The sequence below is a fragment of the Candidatus Nitrosocosmicus sp. R genome, from assembly GCF_054408505.1.
In genome coordinates, this window is sequence record NZ_CP167090.1 from 5,001 (window position 1) to 25,217 (window position 20,217).

The 20,217-nt window shown below is 34.0% G+C and carries 23 protein-coding genes, 1 tRNA gene and 1 rRNA gene (1 of these 25 cut by a window edge); 16 read left to right on the forward strand and 9 right to left on the reverse strand.

All coding sequences use genetic code 11. The features are described from left to right. A 23S ribosomal RNA gene (locus AAGU22_RS00010) occupies positions 1 to 819 on the forward strand (it extends 2,138 nt beyond the left edge of the window). A gap of 276 nt (positions 820 to 1,095) precedes the next feature. Here the strand turns inward: AAGU22_RS00010 and AAGU22_RS00015 are convergent. Next, positions 1,096 to 1,464, reverse strand: a complete 369-nt coding sequence (locus AAGU22_RS00015; RefSeq protein ID WP_458720209.1) for a hypothetical protein — start codon at positions 1,462 to 1,464, stop codon at positions 1,096 to 1,098. A gap of 48 nt (positions 1,465 to 1,512) precedes the next feature. After that, complete coding sequence (locus tag AAGU22_RS00020) at positions 1,513 to 1,956, reverse strand: GNAT family N-acetyltransferase (protein WP_458720210.1); 444 nt, start codon at positions 1,954 to 1,956, stop codon at positions 1,513 to 1,515. A gap of 459 nt (positions 1,957 to 2,415) precedes the next feature. Between AAGU22_RS00020 and AAGU22_RS00025 the strand changes: the two genes are divergently transcribed. Continuing rightward, positions 2,416 to 2,835: a response regulator gene (locus tag AAGU22_RS00025; protein ID WP_458720211.1), complete on the forward strand. Its 420-nt coding sequence runs from the start codon at positions 2,416 to 2,418 to the stop codon at positions 2,833 to 2,835. A 38-nt stretch (positions 2,836 to 2,873) separates the two neighbouring features. Next, positions 2,874 to 4,694 carry a sensor histidine kinase gene (locus AAGU22_RS00030; protein WP_458720212.1) on the forward strand — a complete coding sequence of 607 codons (1,821 nt, stop codon included), beginning with the start codon at positions 2,874 to 2,876 and terminating at the stop codon, positions 4,692 to 4,694. Positions 4,695 to 4,855: 161 nt separating this feature from the next. Here the strand turns inward: AAGU22_RS00030 and AAGU22_RS00035 are convergent, their stop codons facing one another. Together AAGU22_RS00035 and AAGU22_RS00040 are read right to left on the reverse strand one after the other, a co-directional pair. Beyond that, positions 4,856 to 5,080 carry a hypothetical protein gene (locus tag AAGU22_RS00035; RefSeq protein ID WP_458720213.1) on the reverse strand — a complete coding sequence of 75 codons (225 nt, stop codon included), beginning with the start codon at positions 5,078 to 5,080 and terminating at the stop codon, positions 4,856 to 4,858. A 137-nt stretch (positions 5,081 to 5,217) separates the two neighbouring features. Then, the gene (locus AAGU22_RS00040) at positions 5,218 to 5,811 is read right to left on the reverse strand and encodes a MarR family transcriptional regulator (protein ID WP_458720214.1); all 594 of its coding nucleotides are present in this window, start codon (positions 5,809 to 5,811) and stop codon (positions 5,218 to 5,220) included. Between the two features lie 255 nt (positions 5,812 to 6,066). On the opposite strand from AAGU22_RS00040, the gene AAGU22_RS00045 reads away from it, so the two are divergent. Next, positions 6,067 to 7,020 carry a cation diffusion facilitator family transporter gene (locus AAGU22_RS00045; RefSeq protein ID WP_458720215.1) on the forward strand — a complete coding sequence of 318 codons (954 nt, stop codon included), beginning with the start codon at positions 6,067 to 6,069 and terminating at the stop codon, positions 7,018 to 7,020. Between the two features lie 74 nt (positions 7,021 to 7,094). Next, entirely contained in the window at positions 7,095 to 7,664 is a 570-nt protein-coding gene (locus AAGU22_RS00050; protein ID WP_458720216.1) for a 5' nucleotidase, NT5C type, read from the forward strand. A 23-nt stretch (positions 7,665 to 7,687) separates the two neighbouring features. Here AAGU22_RS00050 and AAGU22_RS00055 read toward each other — a convergent pair whose 3' ends face one another. Further along, positions 7,688 to 7,981: a hypothetical protein gene (locus AAGU22_RS00055; protein WP_458720217.1), complete on the reverse strand. Its 294-nt coding sequence runs from the start codon at positions 7,979 to 7,981 to the stop codon at positions 7,688 to 7,690. Between the two features lie 68 nt (positions 7,982 to 8,049). Beyond that, a complete protein-coding gene (locus AAGU22_RS00060) occupies positions 8,050 to 9,426 on the reverse strand; it encodes a hypothetical protein (RefSeq protein WP_458720218.1) in 1,377 nt (458 codons plus the stop codon). 104 nt (positions 9,427 to 9,530) lie between these two features. Here AAGU22_RS00060 and AAGU22_RS00065 point away from each other — a divergent pair, with 104 nt between their 5' ends. Both AAGU22_RS00065 and kae1 read left to right on the forward strand, forming a co-directional pair. Beyond that, positions 9,531 to 10,751: a redox-regulated ATPase YchF gene (locus tag AAGU22_RS00065; RefSeq protein WP_458720219.1), complete on the forward strand. Its 1,221-nt coding sequence runs from the start codon at positions 9,531 to 9,533 to the stop codon at positions 10,749 to 10,751. An 8-nt stretch (positions 10,752 to 10,759) separates the two neighbouring features. Further along, on the forward strand, positions 10,760 to 11,788 hold the full coding sequence (kae1, locus tag AAGU22_RS00070; protein WP_458721709.1) for a KEOPS complex N(6)-L-threonylcarbamoyladenine synthase Kae1: 1,029 nt from the start codon (positions 10,760 to 10,762) through the stop codon (positions 11,786 to 11,788). A 2-nt stretch (positions 11,789 to 11,790) separates the two neighbouring features. Here the strand turns inward: kae1 and AAGU22_RS00075 are convergent, their stop codons facing one another. Beyond that, positions 11,791 to 12,135 carry a hypothetical protein gene (locus AAGU22_RS00075; protein WP_458720220.1) on the reverse strand — a complete coding sequence of 115 codons (345 nt, stop codon included), beginning with the start codon at positions 12,133 to 12,135 and terminating at the stop codon, positions 11,791 to 11,793. Positions 12,136 to 12,172: 37 nt separating this feature from the next. On the opposite strand from AAGU22_RS00075, the gene AAGU22_RS00080 reads away from it, so the two are divergent. Then, a complete protein-coding gene (locus AAGU22_RS00080) occupies positions 12,173 to 12,799 on the forward strand; it encodes a KEOPS complex kinase/ATPase Bud32 (protein ID WP_458720221.1) in 627 nt (208 codons plus the stop codon). Between the two features lie 390 nt (positions 12,800 to 13,189). Here the strand turns inward: AAGU22_RS00080 and AAGU22_RS00085 are convergent. Beyond that, positions 13,190 to 13,312: transfer RNA gene (locus AAGU22_RS00085), tRNA-Leu, on the reverse strand. 161 nt (positions 13,313 to 13,473) lie between these two features. Between AAGU22_RS00085 and AAGU22_RS00090 the strand changes: the two genes are divergently transcribed. The 7 genes from AAGU22_RS00090 to AAGU22_RS00120 all read left to right on the forward strand — a co-directional run bounded on the left by AAGU22_RS00090 (position 13,474) and on the right by AAGU22_RS00120 (position 18,354). Next, on the forward strand, positions 13,474 to 14,901 hold the full coding sequence (locus tag AAGU22_RS00090; RefSeq protein ID WP_458720222.1) for a phosphoglucosamine mutase: 1,428 nt from the start codon (positions 13,474 to 13,476) through the stop codon (positions 14,899 to 14,901). Between the two features lie 75 nt (positions 14,902 to 14,976). After that, positions 14,977 to 15,357 (forward strand): 50S ribosomal protein L7Ae, encoded by a 381-nt coding sequence (gene rpl7ae / locus AAGU22_RS00095; RefSeq protein ID WP_458720223.1) that lies wholly within the window; start codon positions 14,977 to 14,979, stop codon positions 15,355 to 15,357. A 19-nt stretch (positions 15,358 to 15,376) separates the two neighbouring features. Further along, complete coding sequence (locus AAGU22_RS00100; RefSeq protein ID WP_134484477.1) at positions 15,377 to 15,589, forward strand: 30S ribosomal protein S28e; 213 nt, start codon at positions 15,377 to 15,379, stop codon at positions 15,587 to 15,589. A gap of 36 nt (positions 15,590 to 15,625) precedes the next feature. Continuing rightward, positions 15,626 to 15,838, forward strand: coding sequence for a 50S ribosomal protein L24e (locus tag AAGU22_RS00105; RefSeq protein WP_196817673.1), 213 nt, complete (start codon positions 15,626 to 15,628; stop codon positions 15,836 to 15,838). Position 15,839: 1 nt separating this feature from the next. After that, positions 15,840 to 16,244, forward strand: coding sequence for a nucleoside-diphosphate kinase (ndk, locus tag AAGU22_RS00110; protein WP_458721710.1), 405 nt, complete (start codon positions 15,840 to 15,842; stop codon positions 16,242 to 16,244). Then, entirely contained in the window at positions 16,245 to 18,029 is a 1,785-nt protein-coding gene (gene infB, locus AAGU22_RS00115) for a translation initiation factor IF-2 (protein WP_458720224.1), read from the forward strand. A 64-nt stretch (positions 18,030 to 18,093) separates the two neighbouring features. Further along, entirely contained in the window at positions 18,094 to 18,354 is a 261-nt protein-coding gene (locus AAGU22_RS00120) for a hypothetical protein (protein WP_458720225.1), read from the forward strand. Between the two features lie 12 nt (positions 18,355 to 18,366). Here AAGU22_RS00120 and hisS read toward each other — a convergent pair whose 3' ends face one another. Next, entirely contained in the window at positions 18,367 to 19,644 is a 1,278-nt protein-coding gene (gene hisS / locus AAGU22_RS00125) for a histidine--tRNA ligase (RefSeq protein ID WP_458720226.1), read from the reverse strand. A 100-nt stretch (positions 19,645 to 19,744) separates the two neighbouring features. On the opposite strand from hisS, the gene AAGU22_RS00130 reads away from it, so the two are divergent. Then, on the forward strand, positions 19,745 to 20,188 hold the full coding sequence (locus AAGU22_RS00130; protein WP_458720227.1) for an archease: 444 nt from the start codon (positions 19,745 to 19,747) through the stop codon (positions 20,186 to 20,188). Positions 20,189 to 20,217: the final 29 nt, after the last annotated feature.

Below are 20,217 nucleotides of genomic sequence, written 5' to 3' on the forward strand. Positions count from 1 at the left end.
TTTACTGCAGCCTGTTGTTGCGATATGGTGTCAAATGCAGAGAGTAGCTGGGAGCCGTTATGGTCAGTTCTCCGGGACTGATCTAGGCAAAAGTGTAACACCAGCCATTTGTTACCGTATCGCTAACCTGTTTAACAGGGACATCGGCAGGTGGGCAGTTCGGCTGGGGCGGCACCCCCTTGAAAATGTATCGAGGGGGCCCAAAGATTGGCTCAGGCGGGACAGAACTCCGCCGGTGAGGGCAAAGCCAAAAGCCAGTCTGACTGGATTCCCAATGATACGGGATTCAGAGGCGAAAGCCGGGCTTAGCGATCCATCATGTCCTCACTATTGGGGGCTGGTGGTGACAGAAAAGTTACCCTAGGGATAACAGGCTCGTCGCGGGCGAGAGCTCCCATCGACCCCGCGGTTTGGTACCTCGATGTCGGCTCTTCCCATCCTGGTTCTGCAGCAGGAGCCAAGGGTGGGGCTGCTCGCCCATTAAAGGGGAACGTGAGCTGGGTTTAGACCGTCGTGAGACAGGTCGGTCTCTGCCTGACAGGGGCGTGGTTGTCTGAGGGGAAGTTGCCCCTAGTACGAGAGGAACAGGGCAGCGCAGCCTCTGGTTTATCAGTTGTCCGACAGGGCAAGCTGAGCAGCTAAGCTGTTTAGGATAACTCCTGAAAGCATCTAAGGAGGAAGCCTTTCCCGAGAAAAGACAACCTTCCGTAAGGAGGAGGGCGGCCATAGAAGATGGCGTTGATGGAATGGAGGTGTAATTATCAAGCCTTCGGGCGAGATATTCAGCCTGCCATCACCAATAGCCCAACGCACCTGATCTGTAATTAAAAAATTACAACCGACAAGTAACTATAAAAAACAAATACAAAAACAAGCAAGCAAGCAAAAGTATGTATGTAAAATACATTATCTTTCTTAATTGCACTCACTCACAATACACAAAAAATATGAACTACATTTCTATTTCATGCGTAAAGAATAGCATTATAATTTGTCAAAGTAATTTTGATCATGTTCAGAGTTTTATGATTTTTTTCTTCTAAATGAATTGTTATGATTGGACTTTCTTTTATTTGTGGTAGTCAAAGGGTGAATTCAAACTAACTTGTTATTTGAAATCAAAGCTCGAGTCCTGTTTTCATCTATGGCTTCTTCAATAAATGCATTTACGGTCTCAATCGAATATAATCTCAAAATTTCAACTAATTTAGAATTTCTGTTTAATTCATAATTTTTAATCTTGCCTTTATATTTATTTTCTATTACAATCTTGTTTTGAACTAATTGAGGAATGATTCTTTGGACTGTTCTTAGAGGTATTTCACTAGATTTGCTTATTTCTACTGTAGTAAAATTAAACTGCTGATTTATTATAAGGAAATCAATCACTCTGGCAATATTATTTCTAAAAATTCTTTCTAGCGGTCTATTCTTTATGACAGTTAATTCTATATTTTCATCCATGTTAGGTACTATTTCTGACAATATAAATTGCTTGTGCCAAAACTGGCGCTATAGATCAAATCTTAACGTTATAGCTTTCTTCTTGAACCCTATTTTTTCGTAAAATTTAGATACTTTTTCATCACAATCAAGAATTATTTTATAGCATCCACGGTCCCGTGATATGGTGATTAGCTTTTTTATTATTTCTCTACCAATACCTCTACCTTCGTACCCTTTTCTAGTTGCTACATCTTCTATGTGGCCAACCTTACCTCCGTTATGGATAAATTTTTGTTCTATAAATAATGTAGCTGTGCCGATGACCTCTCGACTCTTTGCATCCTCTGATATAATTATTACATAATCCTTATTTGTTATGATTTCTTTTATGATTTCTTTTTTTAACACTTCATTGGTGTCTATGCCTCCTATCGTGGATAAGTTTGAGAGTGTTTCAAAAAACCCATTATCAAAATCATTCTCTTCAATTTCTCTTATTGTGAATGACATGCGTTTTAAATTATTTTGACGTATTGTTAAATTAATCTTTATTCAAGTCTTTGTTCTAAAACACGAAAATTTGGTTTATGGATATTAAAATTATATAACATCTCTTCCTAGTGGATTGAACATACAATTAATATCTGTATTTTCATTTGATACCGTCTCCATCGTCTTCGAGTCTATAATCTTTATTAATATTTCTTCCAACATCTCATTGACGCTATGCCATCTTGAGAATGCATTAGTTTTGAAACAACAATTCTCTGGATAAATGATATTGATATCACCTTGTTAAATGTATGTAACTATAACTAGCATTGTCTTTTCACGGACGAACTTTGTACTATTAAAATTAAACTATCAAATGTCTTCAGCTTATTCTATTGTATAAAGGAATTACGAATTCTTTAGAAATGCTAATTAATATATTTCCTTTAATCAATTATTAGTGTAAAAATAATATCCATGACGTCCGAAGTTGAAATTAACAATCCTTACAAGAATAAGATGGCTAGAATAATGGTAGTGGATGATGAAAAAGATATTCTTAGAGTTATTAAGAGAGATTTGGAAATAACAAATGAATTTAAGGTGGAAGTATTTTCTAGTGGCCAAGATGCGTTTAGCTCTTTTAAAAATCATGAATCAGGCTACTATGACGTAATCATCACTGATATTAGAATGCCGAGGATGAATGGTTTCGAGCTATATAGAAATATCAAGGAAATGCGCCCTGATACCAAAATTGCGTTTATTACTGCGTTTGAAATAAACAGAGATGAATTTACAAAAGTTCTTCCTTCAATTGATGTTAAAGATTTCATTATCAAACCGATCGATATGAATGATTTAGTTTTCAAGATTAAATCTATGTTAGCAATTTAAATGGAATTTTTATACCAAAAATGTTAAACAGCTTGTAAATGATAAGTATAGTATCATCTAGAAATAATATTTTCTTGCTAATTCTTGTAATTGGCGTAGGTATTTCTTTGTCTATATTATCTTATCATTATTCTGGCCTAACCGCAGATCAAATTGGTGAGATTGCTTCTAGTGATATCAGGTCAAATGCTATTATTGAAACAGATGGTCTTTCTAAAACTCTGTTACATATCATAGATCCAGTATCTACTAACCTCGAGATCTTATCTAAAATCGTAAACTACAGTAATATAGATGGAACTAAGATAATTATGGATGAAGTTCAGAACTCGACAAAGTCATTGACTGAGGGATATTATTGGATAAATGAAAACGGTCGAATTGTCTCAATAAGCAACGTTAACTCTAGTATAATTGATTCATATAGTGATATTGATCTAAGTAATCGAGAATATTTTGTGATCCCTAAAGAGACTCATGCTAGCTATTATAGTAGTGCAATAGAGTCTATAGATAAAATTCCGCGACTTTATATATCATTTCCTATTATGAAACAATCCGCCGGAGAACCTGTGTTTAAAGGGGTTATCGTTGCATCAATCAAAATCCATGAATTAGGTCGTTTCTTACAAAGCGAATTGGCCCCTCAAGTAGCAGGCAATGTTGGATTAATGGATAAGAATGGTATTATTATTTATGGTAGTAATCCTTCGCTCATTGGAAAATATTATCTTGGAGAAGAATTTCAATCCCTAGTACCCGAGGAAATTAGAGGACCATATAATTCTCTATTGGCTAGATCTCTTCAAGGATCTGCTGGAGCCGAAGATCTAATACTAGATGGGGGAAACAAGACTACTATTACCTATCAACCAGTTTATATCGGTGGAAAGTATTTGTGGACTTTGTTTGTAAGCTCTCCACATCAATTGGCAGCTGAGGTGGGGTTCTTGATTAATAATCAGAAAAATTTTAGCACTTTAATGATCCTGATAATTGGAGCGGTAGCCTTGGGCATTGCGTTTTTGATCCTTTCCTGGAATAAACGACTAGAGTCAGCAGTAAATTCGAGAACTATAGAGCTAAAAGATGCAAATAATTCATTGATAAATTACAATAAGTTACTCGAATCGGCCAATGAAAAACTAAGCATTCATGATAAGATGCAGAAAGAATTCATAAATATTGCTGCTCATGAATTGAGAACTCCCATAATGCCTATACTTGGAGATGCAATATTTCTTGAAAAGCAATTCGAAGATGGAAAAGAAGAAGTCAAAGTTGACAGAGAACAAGTGAGTTCTATTATTAGAAACGCCAAACGCTTAAAGAGATTAGCATCAGATATTTTGGATATTACTAAGATTGAAAGTCAGTCCCTGAAGCTTAACAAAGAACGCTTTAATATTAAGGACATTATTTTGTCATCGATCAGTGATATAAAAACCCAGCTATTAAGCAGTAATCCAGAACAGCTGGAAAATTTGAATATAATCTATGAACCCCAAGACATTTTTGTATTTGCAGACAAAAATCGAATCACACAGGTTATTTTTAACCTTCTTGGTAATTCTGTAAAGTTTACTGAAAAAGGATCGATTGGCATCGATGTGAAAATCGAGAGAGATGCGGTAAAAAATATTGAAAATGTGATCGTCAGTACCTCGGATACTGGACAAGGTATCGATCCAGATATACTTCCAAGATTGTTTACGAAATTTACTTCCAAGTCTTTTGAAGGTACTGGTCTGGGCTTGTTTATATCAAAAAGTATTATTAATTCTCATAATGGCAAGATCTGGGCAGTCAATAATCCTAATGGCGGTGCCACCTTTTATTTTAAAATACCTCAACAGTGAATTAATTGGGGGTAAATCAATGATGCTTTTGCAGATTTTATATAATTCGAATTGATCTCAGCTTTGAAAGTATAGTACTAGACTGGAAGAAAAACTATCTCGCAGAATAGAATGAAATAAAATTCAGATGCTGGATCTAATGTTTCTGGATATATATAATATTATTCTGGGTTGTTTTCCTTTTCGTGGTTCGTTTTTTTGGCTAGTCTTTTATTCCATAACTTACTTGCGATGAATAATAAAACTATGGTTATTATCAGTGATATTTCAAGAATTATTAAACTCGTCACGGTAAGAGTATCAAATATTTGAATCAATACTATGCCCATTATATTTCCGGTAATTAATGCGATAAAAAAAATCTTTAATATCTCCTTCCTTGTCATACTGCGATTATCTCTTCATATTGTAAATTTAAATATATTTTTATTGAATTGACTAATTTACATGACTGACTAAATATTGAATTAATGTAGCCCATATACAGAATCTATAGGGTAAAATATCAAAAAATTATGTTTTATTAAAAGCTGTCAAAACCTCCACCATCAAAATCAAAACCTCCTCCCCCTGCGTCTCCGCTCTGCATGTCTACATTTTCTGTTGCTCCTGTTTCCGTGACGGCTCCAGAATCAGACTCCGACCCCGTGCCACCGGTATCTCCTGCGTCTCCAGCCATTGAACTCTCCATTGGATTAAGGGCCATACCCATAAATGACATTAATGACATAAAAAACACCATATCCATAATGCCTGAAAAAATCAAAAATGGCATCCATGATCTGTTATTTCCCATAAATGTTTGAAGTTGGGCCTTATCACCTTGTGAATACCATTGTTGAACTTGTCTCAACTTATTCTCTAGTTCCTGTTGTTTTGAAGTTAGTATTTTTAATCCAGTCTCTGTTAATTTATATTGCATTTTCTTCCCTAGGAAAAATTTTTTCTTTTCAAATTTAATGACAAGTCGTTGACTTTCTAATTCCTTAAGAATTGTCTCAACTTCTGATTTTGTAAGTTTTGTAAATTTTATGATTTTATCTAAAGTATTAAAATTCTTATATATTGCATTAAGAACTATGAAATGTGTTGGACTATCATTAAGATTGAATGACATATTTATAAAATATATAAAGGTATACTTAAATACTATTGCATTTTTGCATTTCTATTAAATTGGTTTTTGTAATGAAAAAGTGATCTCCTAATACCGTGTCACTGAAAAATTTAGCAAGATGTAAATCTTTTCTGCATTATAGATTTCACCCGCTGAAGAAATAACTAATCCTAGTAATCTTACGATCATTCGTATGTCCTGTATCATCCATATCAATAATGTCCACTCCATACACTTTTTAACAAATACCATATTATGATTAATGAAATCATTACGAGAACCGGAACATCCACAGAAACTAGGAGGTTAAAAATAGTTATAGTTATACTAACTATTTATCTAGCGGTAGAAATCGTGGCCGGATATATCACTGGAAGTCTGGCTTTGATTGCTGATGCTCTGCACATGTTTGCAGATGTCTTCGGGATCTCACTTGTTCTTGTGGCTTCCATATTTAGTAAAAAACCTCCAACTCCTTTACATACCTACGGATTCTATAGGTCTGAAATCCTGTCTTCTCTTGCCAATTGTGTTATTCTTTTGTTAATTTCAATTTTTATCATGTTTGAAGCTTATCAACGGATTTTTGAACCTCGAGATATAGAAAGCTCCTTCATGTTGATCGTTGCTATAATAGGATTAATTGTAAATCTTATTGGGCTAAGGCTTTTAAAAGGGACACATGCCCATGCTCATGCGGATCATACATTTTCTGCATCAACGCAAGAAAATGATAAATTAAGAAAGACCGATGCTCTTCATATTCAAGGTGCGAAGCTAGAACTATTTAGCGATCTTCTCGGATCTATTGCAATCATCGTTGGAGCTGTTCTCATTTATTATACTGATTATTATCTGATAGATTCTATAATTAGCTTCGGTCTTGCTCTGTTCATTATACCTCGTGTTTGGTATTTGTTACAAAGATCAATATCCATTTTGATGGAGAGTTCTCCTTCAAGTTTGTTGTATAAGGACATAAAGGATTCAATTCTGCAGATAAGAGGTGTGACAGGAGTGTTCGATCTCCACATATGGAGTATAACGTCCGGAAATATTGCATTATCTGCACATATAATTATTTTTGATTCTACCAAATCACAAGAGATACTCCAAGAAATAAATTCACTCTTAGAAAAGAAATTTGCAATTTATCATACTACGATTCAGATCGAAAAATATCATACAGTTGATGATAGGGATCATTAAGTGTTTTTTTATTATATTAGCATAAACTTGATTATAATGTCGTCATCATTATCGGATGAAGTAGATATTTATGTATGCAACCTGATCAATATTCGTCCTCAATGGTCTCTGAAATAACTATCGCGTTGGATCTCGATTCTGTTTTGGCTGATGTAATGCAAATCTGGTTAGAAGAATATAATGCAATTTTTAATAGCAAAATAAAAAAACGAGATATATCTGATTGGCACATACATAATATATTATCAATAAGTAAACAACAGATAACGGATTTATTCATAATGGTCTGGAAAAAACGATGGCAAGACATACCTCCTACTAGTAATGATCTTTCAGATGTAATAAATCAATTACAAGACAAGGGCTTTCGAATTTCCATTATTACAAAAAGGGAGCGAGTTACAATGCCATTTGTGGCTCATTGGCTCGATCTAAACGATATCCCGTTCAATGACATTGTTTTCATTTTTGATGATGTGTCAAAGAGCCATTTTCCTTTTTTTCTATTGGTCGATGATTCTCCTATCAATGCTAGGGAAATTGTTACTCCCAAACAGATAATAATTTTTGATCAGCCTTGGAATAAGTCTTTAGCATCTTTTACAAGAATAAGCAAATTGAATGAACTAATCGACTTGGTATAGGATATAACCCTTGACCTTCCATTCTATCTTATTCTACTATCCAGATCTATGAATAATCTATTTAAGACTGATGATAGTCCGTTATGATTACAAAGGAAATTGAAACATTCTTCAAATTTGTCTCTATCCGAAGTTGGTTTTCCCAAATAATCTAATTCTATGTCTTCCAGATCTGTTTTCAAATAAATCGCTATAGAAAATGCTTCATCTTCATCAATGTCACTTAATTTGTATTCTCTAAGCTCAATCTTTGTTATGATCCTCCCTTCGATCACAAATTTATTCTCTAGAATAACTTTCCTTCTATTTAATCTCAACAGTATTGAAACACTATGATAACTAATTTAATGTTTAAGTTCTCTTTATGAGGTATATTATTGTCCACTTATTTATAGTCCAAAAATCGTATCCATTCTGGAAACCACAGCTGACTTTCATGAACACCAATACCTTTTGCCAAAATCTCAGGAGAGTTGTAAAATACTGAATCAGCTCCTAATTCTGATGCTATTTTCTTATTCAGATCATCTATATAGGATATCTTGCCAACATATTTTCGTCCAATAAGATCCTTTTGTTGAGTATATAATCCGACTTGGCGGCCATCAATGGTGGGAACGTAGCTAACCACTATATCAATTCTATTAACATTTGCTTTTCTTAAATAGAAGACTGTTTCAATTATGGTGCCTCCAGTTTGTATTGTACCTTGAACGGATAAAATGTTATTGTTGTGGGTAACTGGAGTAATAATGAACTTGAGTGTTTTGCCATTGGATAGTAATTTGTTCTTACTTACCTGTTCTGAATAATCTATCATTGGATCTGAATCGTCATATCTGTCTTTTATTATGCCTTCAACCATTTCAATTTTTTTTCCGTTATTTTTGAATCCTATGTTTAAGCCTAGAGCCATTGGTCTCGTATAATCTGGTTCCGCAAAGATCATGTCAGCGTCTATGTTTTTGTTTGATAGATATTGTGCCTGAATGTTTCCAATATTTTTTCTTATAGAATAAATGCTCTTGTTATTAAAAATACTTGACACATGTGACTCGCGAATAAATTCGAATGGATCCATTAAGATTCTATTCTTATCCAGTTGTGTCAATATATCCATACCGTACTTGGGACTCAAACGAATTAGCTGTCCTGGATTTATTTCTTTTAATTTTAAATGGAAAAAACTCTCTAGGTAGTTCTCGGAAGTAACCATAAAAAATAATTCGTTTTCATCCTTTCCCAGAAAGAGGGGTTTAAATCCTGTACTATTTCTAAAAACATAGATTTCCTTGTTAATATTTATTACATAATTACCCCTTAAATGCCTGTCCAAAAATTCAGCTGCTTTATAAGGATCTTTTTGTGCCAGTAGCAGTTCTTTGAAAATGTAATGAATTTGCTCTAATGGTTCGGAATTTCTGTTTCTTATTAAAGGATGTGTTGTCAATTTATCTAAATCTATGAAAAATCCATCTAGAGCAAAATTTATTCTCTCCATTCTTTTGGACTTTGGCTTTTTTTTTGAAAGATGTCCAACCGTCGTTTGCATTGGATTATTCAGCTGCTTTACGATTTTTTCATGGATGGTATCAAATGTAGGTAATGAGCCATATCCACTGACCTCAAATTTACCTGAACTAATTTTCCAAACCGCCTTTCCACGATGTTGGAGTAATTGCATTCCGCGGAATACTTGATAAATTGTCTTTTCGTTATTGACGTTCTCATCCAGTACGCATACTGCAACTATTCCACCCATTAAAATTCAGAATTGTTTTCTCGTTAGAACGATAAAAATTTTGATATTTTTCCATTTTTTGTTCGATCATTTTGCTCAAAATGCTAACGTAAATATATATTCCATTGTTAGCTAATCTTTTAGAATTGATAATTGGCTTGTTGGGTAAAGCAAATGTTGGTAAATCAACATTCTTTAATGCAGCTACAGATTCATCAATACCAATTGCTAATTTTCCGTTTACTACTATTAACCCGAATATCGGTGTTGCATTTGTAAGAGTAAATTGTGTTTGTAAAGAGTTGGGTGTTTTGGATAATCCCATCACTTCTAAGTGTATTGGTGGAATAAGATATATTCCGATAAGACTAATAGACGTAGCAGGATTAGTTCCCGGTGCACACTCAGGAAGAGGTCTAGGAAATAAATTCTTAGATGACGCTCGTCAGGCTGACGTTCTCATCCACGTAATAGATATCTCGGGATCTACCGACGAAGAAGGCAGACCAGTTAATCCGGGTGAAGGAAATCCGCTTTTTGATTTGGAGTTCATAGAAGATGAATTTGATCTTTGGATACGTTCATTAATTCTGAGAGATTGGGACAAGATAATAAGAGAGAGTGAAAATTTAAAACAAAGGATAGAAACTGTATTGTCTAATAGACTTTCTGGTCTATCAATTAGCGAACAATTGATCAGAACTTCCTTGGATAATATCAACTTGATCAAAAAGCCAAGCGAATGGACTGAAGAGGATTTGCTCATATTAAGCAAACAAATACGAACACGTTCTAAACCTATTATTTTAGCAGCTAACAAAGCCGATATCTCGTCATCAGATAACAATATCGAAAAATTGAAGAATTTAAAAAGACCGTTTTTCCCTACTGTATGTGAGGCTGAATTATTGTTAAGAAGAGCTTCTCATAAAAGTCTCATTTACTATTTGCCTGGAGATTCGAGTTTCAAAATCAGACAATCTGAAACACTTTCCAACAAACAGAATGAAGCTTTGGAGGTTGTATCCGGTATATTGCGTAAGTTCGGCTCGACAGGGATTCAGCAAGTAATAAATCATGCATGTTTTGAAATATTACAAAATATCGTAGTTTATCCAGTGGAGGACGAATACAAATTTACAGACAAAAAAGGGAATGTCTTTCCTGATGCAAGAATAATTTCCAGTGACTCTACTGCCAAAGATTTGGCATATTTAATTCATAATGACTTGGGAAAAGGGTTTCTCTATGCTATTGATGCAAGAACAAAACAACGAATTGGTGCTGAGCATAAATTGAAAAATGGCGATATTATTAAGATAGTATCCACAATGAGTAGGAATTAATGCATGCTATGCTATGTTTAGGAATTGAAAGCACCGCCCATACGTTTGGGTGTTCTATAATAGAAATTGACAAAAAAAGTGATGCTGGCAGTGCATATAAAGAGTTCATTTTATCAGAAGTAAGGGACATTTATAAAGCATCAGCAGGATGGGGTATTCATCCCAGAGACGCATCCAAACATCATGCCATGGTAGCTACCGAAATATTAAAAAAATGTCTAGAAGGAGCTGGAGTCGGGATTAAGGATATTGATATTGTTTCTTATTCTGCTGGTCCAGGATTGGGGCCTTGTTTAAGAATAGGTGCTGTTGTTTCTCGATCATTGGCTTCTTTTCATGATATACCTCTAATTCCTGTAAATCATGCAGTGGGACATATAGAATTAGGAATTAAACTTACTGGATCTGAAAATCCATTAACATTATTGGTTTCTGGTGGACACACTATGTTACTTATTTACTATAAGAATAAATGGAGAATATTTGGGGAAACTTTGGATATTACCTTAGGACAGCTTTTTGATCAGGTGGGAAGAAAAATGGGCTTTTCATCCCCATGTGGGAATAAGATCGAAGAGGTATCTTATTTATCAAAGGGTCTAAAGGTATATTCCCTCCCATATATTATTAAAGGGAACGATGTATCATTTTCGGGATTACTTAGTGCAGTTAAAACTTTGCTAAATGACAACGATAATGATATCCATGACATATGTTTTTCATTGCAAGAAACAGCATTTTCTATCATTGTAGAGGCGGTCGAACGTGCATTAGCCTTTACTGAAAATAAGGAATTTCTAATAGTTGGGGGTGTTTCAGCGAATAAGAGATTGTCTAGCATGCTTGAAACCGCCTGTGATATACATAATTCTAATTTTAATTCTTGCCCGCAGAGGTTTTGTGGAGATAACGGAGCACAGATAGCATGGACTGGCGCTCAGATGTATTTAAGTCGTCCATCGAGTAGTGTTAAACCTGAAAATGCATCTGTTAATCAGTCTTGGAGATTGGATAGCGTACATATTCCATGGAGATAACTTCATGAATTATTTTTAGCTTGATCTTCAATCTGTAATTTAATCTCTTTAACCCAACCACCGGGATTCAAAACTCCAAACTTGTATGTTTTATTACTATTATTTAGTTCTATCACCAATTTTTTGATAATTCTTCCTTCAGATCTTGCTTGTGCAATGTCTTTTAATTCAAATTCTATTTTTTCTCCAAGTAATTCTTTAGATAATGTTGCTATTCGACCTTTGGTTTTTTCAAAGGCAAGTTTTCTAGTTGTTAGAGTAAGAATTCCACTCTTCAAAGTATCTTCTGAACAGTCTTCAAATAGAACATTTTTTTCATTATTTGATGAATTTGATGTTTTGTCCATAATTTTTAAAGTAATAACGTATTACTAAAATTATCTATTGACGAACGATAGAATATTATTAAAAAAAGGCGCTGAATCTGAACTGTACCTCATTGATTGGCATGATGTTCAGGCCATTTCAAAGATTCGAATTGCCAAAATATATCGTAACTCATCTATCGATATTCCATTGAGGAAACGGCGAACAATTCATGAAGCTAATATTTTATCCCAAGTAAAGTTTTTTGGGGTCAATACTCCTTTCATTTATTTTCTTGACATAAATAATTTTGAAATTATTATGGAATACATCAAAGGAAAAACGCTTAAAGACTTTTTTTCCCCCGATCTTTGTATAAATCTTGGGGAAATCGTTGGAACCCTTCATTGTAATAACATAATTCATGGCGATATTACCACATCCAATTTTATTATATCATCAAATGGAGCCATTTTTGCAATCGATTTTGGTTTATCTTTCTTTTCTGAACGATACGAAGATAAAGCTGCAGATATTCGGTTATTTAAAGAAATATTGACCAGCTTCCATGTCGATGAATTTGATATATCTTTCAAAAATTTCTATGATGGATATAAGAAAATATGTGGTAGTAGAACGTCAAAAGTATTTAAAACGGTAAGTGAAATTGAAAAAAGAGGTCGCTATTCCAGATCTGAATTCTAACATTGTATGTAATTTTCTTATAATAATAAAATAACTATTGTATAACTTTTTTACACAATCCTTTTTCCTTATGTTGTACAAAATGATCTTGACAAAAATCAGTTTCGCATTCATAGCAATGCCAACCGCATAAAGTATAACATACATTGCATTTTGAAATCGGTTTATTATAGTCAAATTCTTTAGTTTGTTTTACAATTCTTGGCTTTTGTATTCTTTTTTGCTGTTGCCTCATATATCTATCCTCTATTTAAGCGCAAAACATCGTCGTGATGTTTGAAAATTCTTCTCCAACTGTGTGGATCTATCAACCTGTTTCATAAAATCAGAATGTTATTTAAGCTTTTCAAACGATAATTAGGGAATTTGCAATTCCAATTATTTCATAAATGCGGGAGGTGGGATTCGAACCCACGAATCCCTAAGGAACAGGGTTGTAGGAAACTTCCAAGCTCATTCTAAGCATCGCACAATTTCTGACCTGCGCCGTTGACCGGGCTTGGCAACCCCCGCATTACCTTGGACTACATTAAAGCCAAATTTATCTATTGTTAATACGAATCAAGTTGAATTCTTTGTTTGATGATCTTTTTTTTAAAAGACCTATTATTCATCCCCTTATCGTTTAATAATTATTAGGATGGTATAAATATTGATTTAACTGGGGAGATGTTTTGACAGAAAAAAAACTATTTGGAACTAACGGCATAAGGGGGATATTTGGAAAAGATCTGTCGATTGAGTTTTTGATAGATATCACTTTTTCTATAGGATGTTTTTTTGAGAAGGGACCAATCGTGTTAGGATATGATGGTCGTTCTTCTAGTTTTGCAATTCAAAAAATTATATCGGCTGTGTTAATGTCAATGGGTATCGATGTATATACGATGGGCATGACGCCTACACCCTGTCTACAATTCACTGTCAAAAATTTAAGATCTTCTGGTGGAATTATGATTACAGCATCACATAATCCTAAAGAGTATAACGGAATAAAACCAATTTCAAGTCATGGGTTTGAATTGTCTAGAGATGATGAAATAAAAATTGAGTCTATATATTATCAAAAAAAGTTCATGAGAGAGTATTCTGGTTCCTTTGGGAACTTATTCAAATTGGATGTTTTGGAACAGTATATCAACAAGGTGCTTTCTTTTATAGATGCCGACAGTATTAGACGATCAAATCTTAAGATTATTATGGATTGTGGTAACGGGGTCCAATCGTTAGTAGCCCCTTTGATAGGAAGAAAATTAGGATGTGAAGTGCTGATTATGAATGGCTATGTTGATTCAAATTTTTCTGCAAGGGGCTCCGAGCCGAAAATGGATAATTTATATGGTCTTACTGAAATGGTAAAAAAGACAAACTCTGATTTGGGTGTTGCATACGATGGGGATGGCGACAGAAGCATTTTTTGTGATGAAAAGGGAATTATCCATTGGGGAGATAAGACAGGATCAATTCTATCTTATCATTTAATTCAAAATAAGAAAATGGATACTACAATTGTATGTCCTGTTAATTCTTCACTTGTTATATCAAAAATTGGTGAGTTGGTTGAGAGAGATGTTTATTTTACTAAGGTCGGAAGCGTTCAAGTTTCTTATGGCATGAAAAATACTAATTCTCTTATCGGATTTGAAGAAAATGGAGGTTTCTTTTATGGACCTCTGAATTTAGTTCGTGATGGAGCGATCACTACAGCTCTGGTTTTAGAAATGATGAGCTATTATAAGCAGGAAAAACTGGGACAAAACACAAATTGCGGTGATAATCTATTGGATAAAAAATCGTCCCTATCAGATATTTTCTCTATGTTAGATAATACATTTCAATACAAATCCAGCTTGAATTTGTCTAGCAACGATGATATGCAGCATGTTTTGGATTTATGTGCTGCACATGGATCTGTATACAAGATAGAAAGGATAGATGGAGTGAAAATATGGTTTGATGCTGAGTCTTGGATAATGTTCAGACCAAGCGGCACAGAACCTCTGATTCGAATCTATGCCGAATCCAATGATAAAAGCTTATTAGATTCAAAAGTAAAAGAATACCTTAATTTAATAAATAAAATTCTGAACGCTTCTGATTGATACATGATAACATTTTTAATACTCTTTTTTATCATAAGAAAGAGTGGAAATGATCCCAATGGGTGATTGTAAATTATGAGTAAACCGTATTATGTAAAATTTGAGATACCTAAAGATCTGGTTAGTGCCGTTTATGAGGCAGTAAGACTTGCCAAACAAAGTGGTAAGGTTAGGAAAGGAACAAATGAAACTACAAAAGCAATAGAAAGAGGAATCAGCAAATTGGTCGTTATTGCAGAAGATGTTGAACCACCAGAGGTTGTAGCACATTTGCCAATTTTGTGCGATGAACGTTCATCTAAATATGTTTTCGTTCCTAGTAAGAAAGACTTGGGTAGTGCATTAGGAATTGATGTTGGTTCTGCTGCTGCAACCATAATAGATCCTGGCGAATCTCAACAAATTCTTGACCAGATTACAAATACTATTGATAGCATAAAAAACAAGTCCGAGTAAAACAGGTGTATTTTATTAAATGAGCAAGACTGAGGAAAAGGTCATTCCTGCAGAAGTAATTCAAATCGTAGGTAGAACTGGTATCGCTGGAGAAGTAATTCAAGTTCGTGTAAGGATATCTGAAGGAAAAGACAAAGGCAGGATTCTGACTCGAAACGTTAAGGGACCAGTTAGAATGAATGATATTTTAATGCTTAGAGAGACAGAACGTGAGGCAAGAAAAATAAAGTGATGCTTAAAATATGGAGTTATTGTAGGTGGTTAAATAATGAGTAAGAATGTTGCGTCATTGCGAAACTGTTTTTTTTGTGGAAGACATGTTGATACAGGTAAAGGGATAATGTTAGTCAAAAATGATGGATCGATCCAATGGACTTGTTCATCAAAATGTAAAAAGAATCTTCGCGATTTGAAACGTGATCCACGGTTGTTTAAATGGACTGATAAATATATCAAAGGTGGAATTAGGAAGCAAAAGTGAAATGGGGGTAGAGCAAACTCTAATACTTATTAAACCTGATGCATTTAAACGAAAATTGGTTGGAAAAATTATTCAACGTTTTGAAGAAAAAGGATTTGACATCAAACAACTAAAGACCTATGATTTTACAGATGAAAAAGCTCAAGATTTTTATTCAATTCATCAAAGTAAACCTTTTTTTAAAGAGCTAGTTTCATTTGTTTGCTCTGGTACCGTCATTGCATGTATTTTGGAAGGAAATAATGCTGTCAGCACGGTTAGGATAATGATTGGACTTACAAAATCTTTTGATGCTGCACCAGGAACAATAAGAGGCGATTTTGGTCTGGGAATAACTGATAATATTATTCATGCTTCCGATTCGCATGAAAGCTTCATAAAAGAGTCATCAGTAGTATTTTTATAAGTGCATCTACGTCAGCCTGTAGTAGTAGTTCTAGGTCATGTAGACTCTGGTAAAACCTCGTTACTAGATAAGATGAGGGGAACATTCGTTCAATCGCGAGAAGCTGGCGGTATTACTCAACATATCGGTGCAAGTTTTTTTCCAATAGAAATAATTCAGAGTTTGACAGGTCCGTTATTTAAGAAATTATTATCACATGATCATGCTATTCCTGGATTACTGGTTATTGATACACCTGGGCATGAGGTTTTTGCAAATTTAAGATTAAGGGGAGGATCAGCAGCAGATATAGCAATTGTTGTAGTTGATGTTAATAAAGGATTTGAACCTCAGACTATAGAAAGTATAAACATTTTAAAGAATAGGAAAGTACCTTTTGTAGTCGCGATAAACAAAGTCGATCGTATTACGGGCTGGAAAAAAGGGATTACCAATTTCATTACCGAAGAAATTAAAGTTCAACCTAAGGAAGTTCAAGTAGATCTTGATAATAAAACATATAGTGTGTTGGGTTCTCTTTCACAATTAGGATTCAATTCAGAGGCTTTTTGGCGTGTTAAGGATTTTACGAAAGAGGTTGCATTAGTCCCAGTTAGTGCATCAAGTGGTGTTGGTATTCCTGAGCTTTTGACAGTCCTGGTAGGATTGGCTCAACAATTCATGATAAAAAAATTAGAAAGGCATGAAGGATCCGCTAAAGGAATTATTCTAGAAGTAAATGAAGAAGTTGGTTTAGGACCTTCTGCTAATGTCATTCTTTTAGATGGTATCATAAAACAAGGTGATTCAGTAGTGGTCGCAAAACGCAATTCTGTTATCGTGACTAGGATTAAATCATTACTTCTACCAAAGCCACTTGATGAAATGCGTGATCCACGGGATAAATTTCGTCATGTAGATATGGTAATTTCTGCTGCGGGATTAAAAATAACTTCCCCTGAATTAGATGGTGTAATAGCCGGCAGTCCATTGTATGGACTTGCCCCTACCGATGACGAAGAAAAAATAAAAAATCTAGTTGAATCAGAAGTAAAATCTGCACTTATTAATACAGACTCCAATGGTATTATTCTTCGATGTGACACTATCGGTTCTATTGAGGCAATTTCGGAAATGCTAAAAAAAGAGAACATCCCAATCCGGTCCGCAGACATCGGACAGATAAGTCGAAGAGATGTGATGACTGCCTCTGCAGTTAAAGAAAAGGACAGATACCTGGGCATAATATTGGGCTTTAATGTCAAAATTTTAGAAGATGCAGAAAAAGAGTCATTTGAAAGGGATGTCAAGATCTTTAATGAAAAGATTATTTATAACCTTGTGCGTAGCTATACTGACTGGGTATCTTATCAAAAGAATCATGAGGATTCTATCTTATTTAATGAAATATTTCCAATTTGTAAATTTGAATTTATGAAAGGCTATGTTTTTAGAAGAAGTGATCCTGCTGTGTTTGGTGCGGAAATTACCATAGGTAAAATGAAACAAAAAATGTCAATAATGAATCCTGATGGAAAAAAAATAGGAGTAATACATCAGATCCAGGATAAGGGTAAATCAATTGAAGAAGCTACTAGGGGAATGCAAGTGGCTGTATCAGTTAATGGACCTCAGATAGGTAGGCAAATTAACGAAGGTGATGTTTTTTATACATACCTGGATAGTAGGCAAGCTAAATTACTATTAAATCGTTTTAATAATAAATTAGATGACGAAGAGAAAGTAATTTTGGATCATATTGTTAGCCTAAGAAGAAAATCAGATCCTGCTTTTGGATACATATAGTAAATTCGTTTTTATTGTCATCTGATATTTATATAGTGTTAAATTTGTAAATAATATAAAACCTATGAATGAATTCAATTTAATAGGAAAAGTTTTCTTTGCTCCTAATACTTCTGATTCCGAATTAATCGAAAAAGCCAAACTAAGATTAAAAGAACATGGGATACCTGAAGAAACAATTGAAATTAATTATAATGTTCAAGAACTAAACGAAGGTGATTTATATATAAGCTATGATCCGCCAGATTTGGTATTGAGAAAAGTGTATGCCAAAACTCCAAGTGGTTTTATTAAAATGAAAAGTGTAAAATCTATCAAACTCTAAATTTATCTCGATCTATTTGTCGACTAACTCTTGAACTAATTCATCAAAATCCTTAGTTATGTTTATCTTCTTATCTGTCTTATGAAATGCATCTCTTAATGTTAGTTTGCCATTTTTTTCTAAATCCTCTTTACTTACAATTATGATTTTTTTACTCTTCTTATTTTCTGCTTCTGCAATTTGTTTTGAAAATGATCTTCTTGACAAGTCGTAGTCAACTGGAAAATTGTTTCTCCTTAAATACGAGGATAATTGTTCTATATAGCCAAATATTTCGATAGAGTCATATACTATATAATTCAAATCTTCAAACTCACTGTGTTTATCTTTCTTGAATTTTCCCTGTTGTTTCATTGCCAAAACAATACGCTCAACCCCACCAGCTGCCCCGATGGCTCCAACTTCTTTTCTTCCAAAAGCATCGGTAAGTTTGTTGTATCGACCACCTCCAACAAGGGATCCTAGGTTATTTCCTGTGTCTATTGCTTCAAAAACTAACCCTGAATAATAGTCCAAACCTCTTACGATGCCCAAATTAATTCGAATGTTGTTTATTCCTTTATTTGATAATGACGTGTTGATTTTTCCTATTTCTTCCCAGTTCTTCAGTTCGAGCAAATTCATAGCATCATCTAATTCCTTGAAACTACCTTTTTTCTCTGCAAAATTAATCACTTTTTCTAAGACTTTACTATCGATTCTTTCACTATATTCTTTTAACACATTGGCTTTTCCCTTCTTTGGTATTTTGTCAATTGCCCTGAATATCTCAAATATTTCTTCATCATTTGATACCTTGAGAATATTTTTGATATATTCTTCAATTAAATTTCTACTGCTAATATCGATAAGTATATTTCTCAATCCGAGTTTTTGTAGAAAAATTGAGGTAAATTCAATTATTTCAGTATCCGATTCTATTGATGAAGGTCCGTATATTTCAATGTCCCATTGATGGAAAAATCTGTATCTTCCTGCTTGTGGCTCATCATATCTCCAAACTCCACCAAATGAGGCCATTTTTGTGGGAATCTTCAGATCTCTTCGGGATACAAAGTATCTTGTTAATCCTATGGTTAAATCAAATCTAAGAGCAATATTTCTATTCCCTTTGTCTACAAAATTGTAGATCTCCTTAGCTATGGAAGGACCTGACTTTGTCTCGAGGGTAGATAATAATTCTAATGGAGATGGTTCCATTAACATAAAATTAAAAATTCTTGCAGAGTCTATGAATGCATTTCTGATCACATTGATGTCCTTATACTCGTCAGGCTCTAGATCTCTCATCCCTCTCGGCAGTAGAAATTTCATTGTTGTTTAGACTGTCAATATTTTTAAATTTAGATTTTCCGGTTCATTATAATATCTATCAGTTTAAAAAGACTGCATGTTTCTTGACAGTGTTGAATATCTTGACCATATGACGGACGCATACTTACGTATCAGAGGTCAAACCATGAATGAAGCTTTTGAATATTCGGCAATGGGCTTGGTTAACATCATGTATGATATAGAAAATATAGAGAAAAAGCAGCGGATTCCTATTTTTGCAGAGGGTGACGAGTTAGAGAATCTGTTGTTTGATTGGCTTGATAAAATCTTGTTGATGATGCTCATTGATAAAGTGATTTTTTCAAAGTTTAAAATTGAAATTACCTTTGATAAATCTTCTGATAAATACAATCTTACTGGCTATGGTGAGGGTGAACTTGTAGATCTTAGTAAACATGAACTTAAAGTGGAAATTAAGGGAATAACCTATCATGAAATGAAAATACTCGATTATAAAGATACAAATGAAACCATAATTGAATATATAGTAGATTTATAGCCCTTCATTTAATATGCGTTATATCTGTT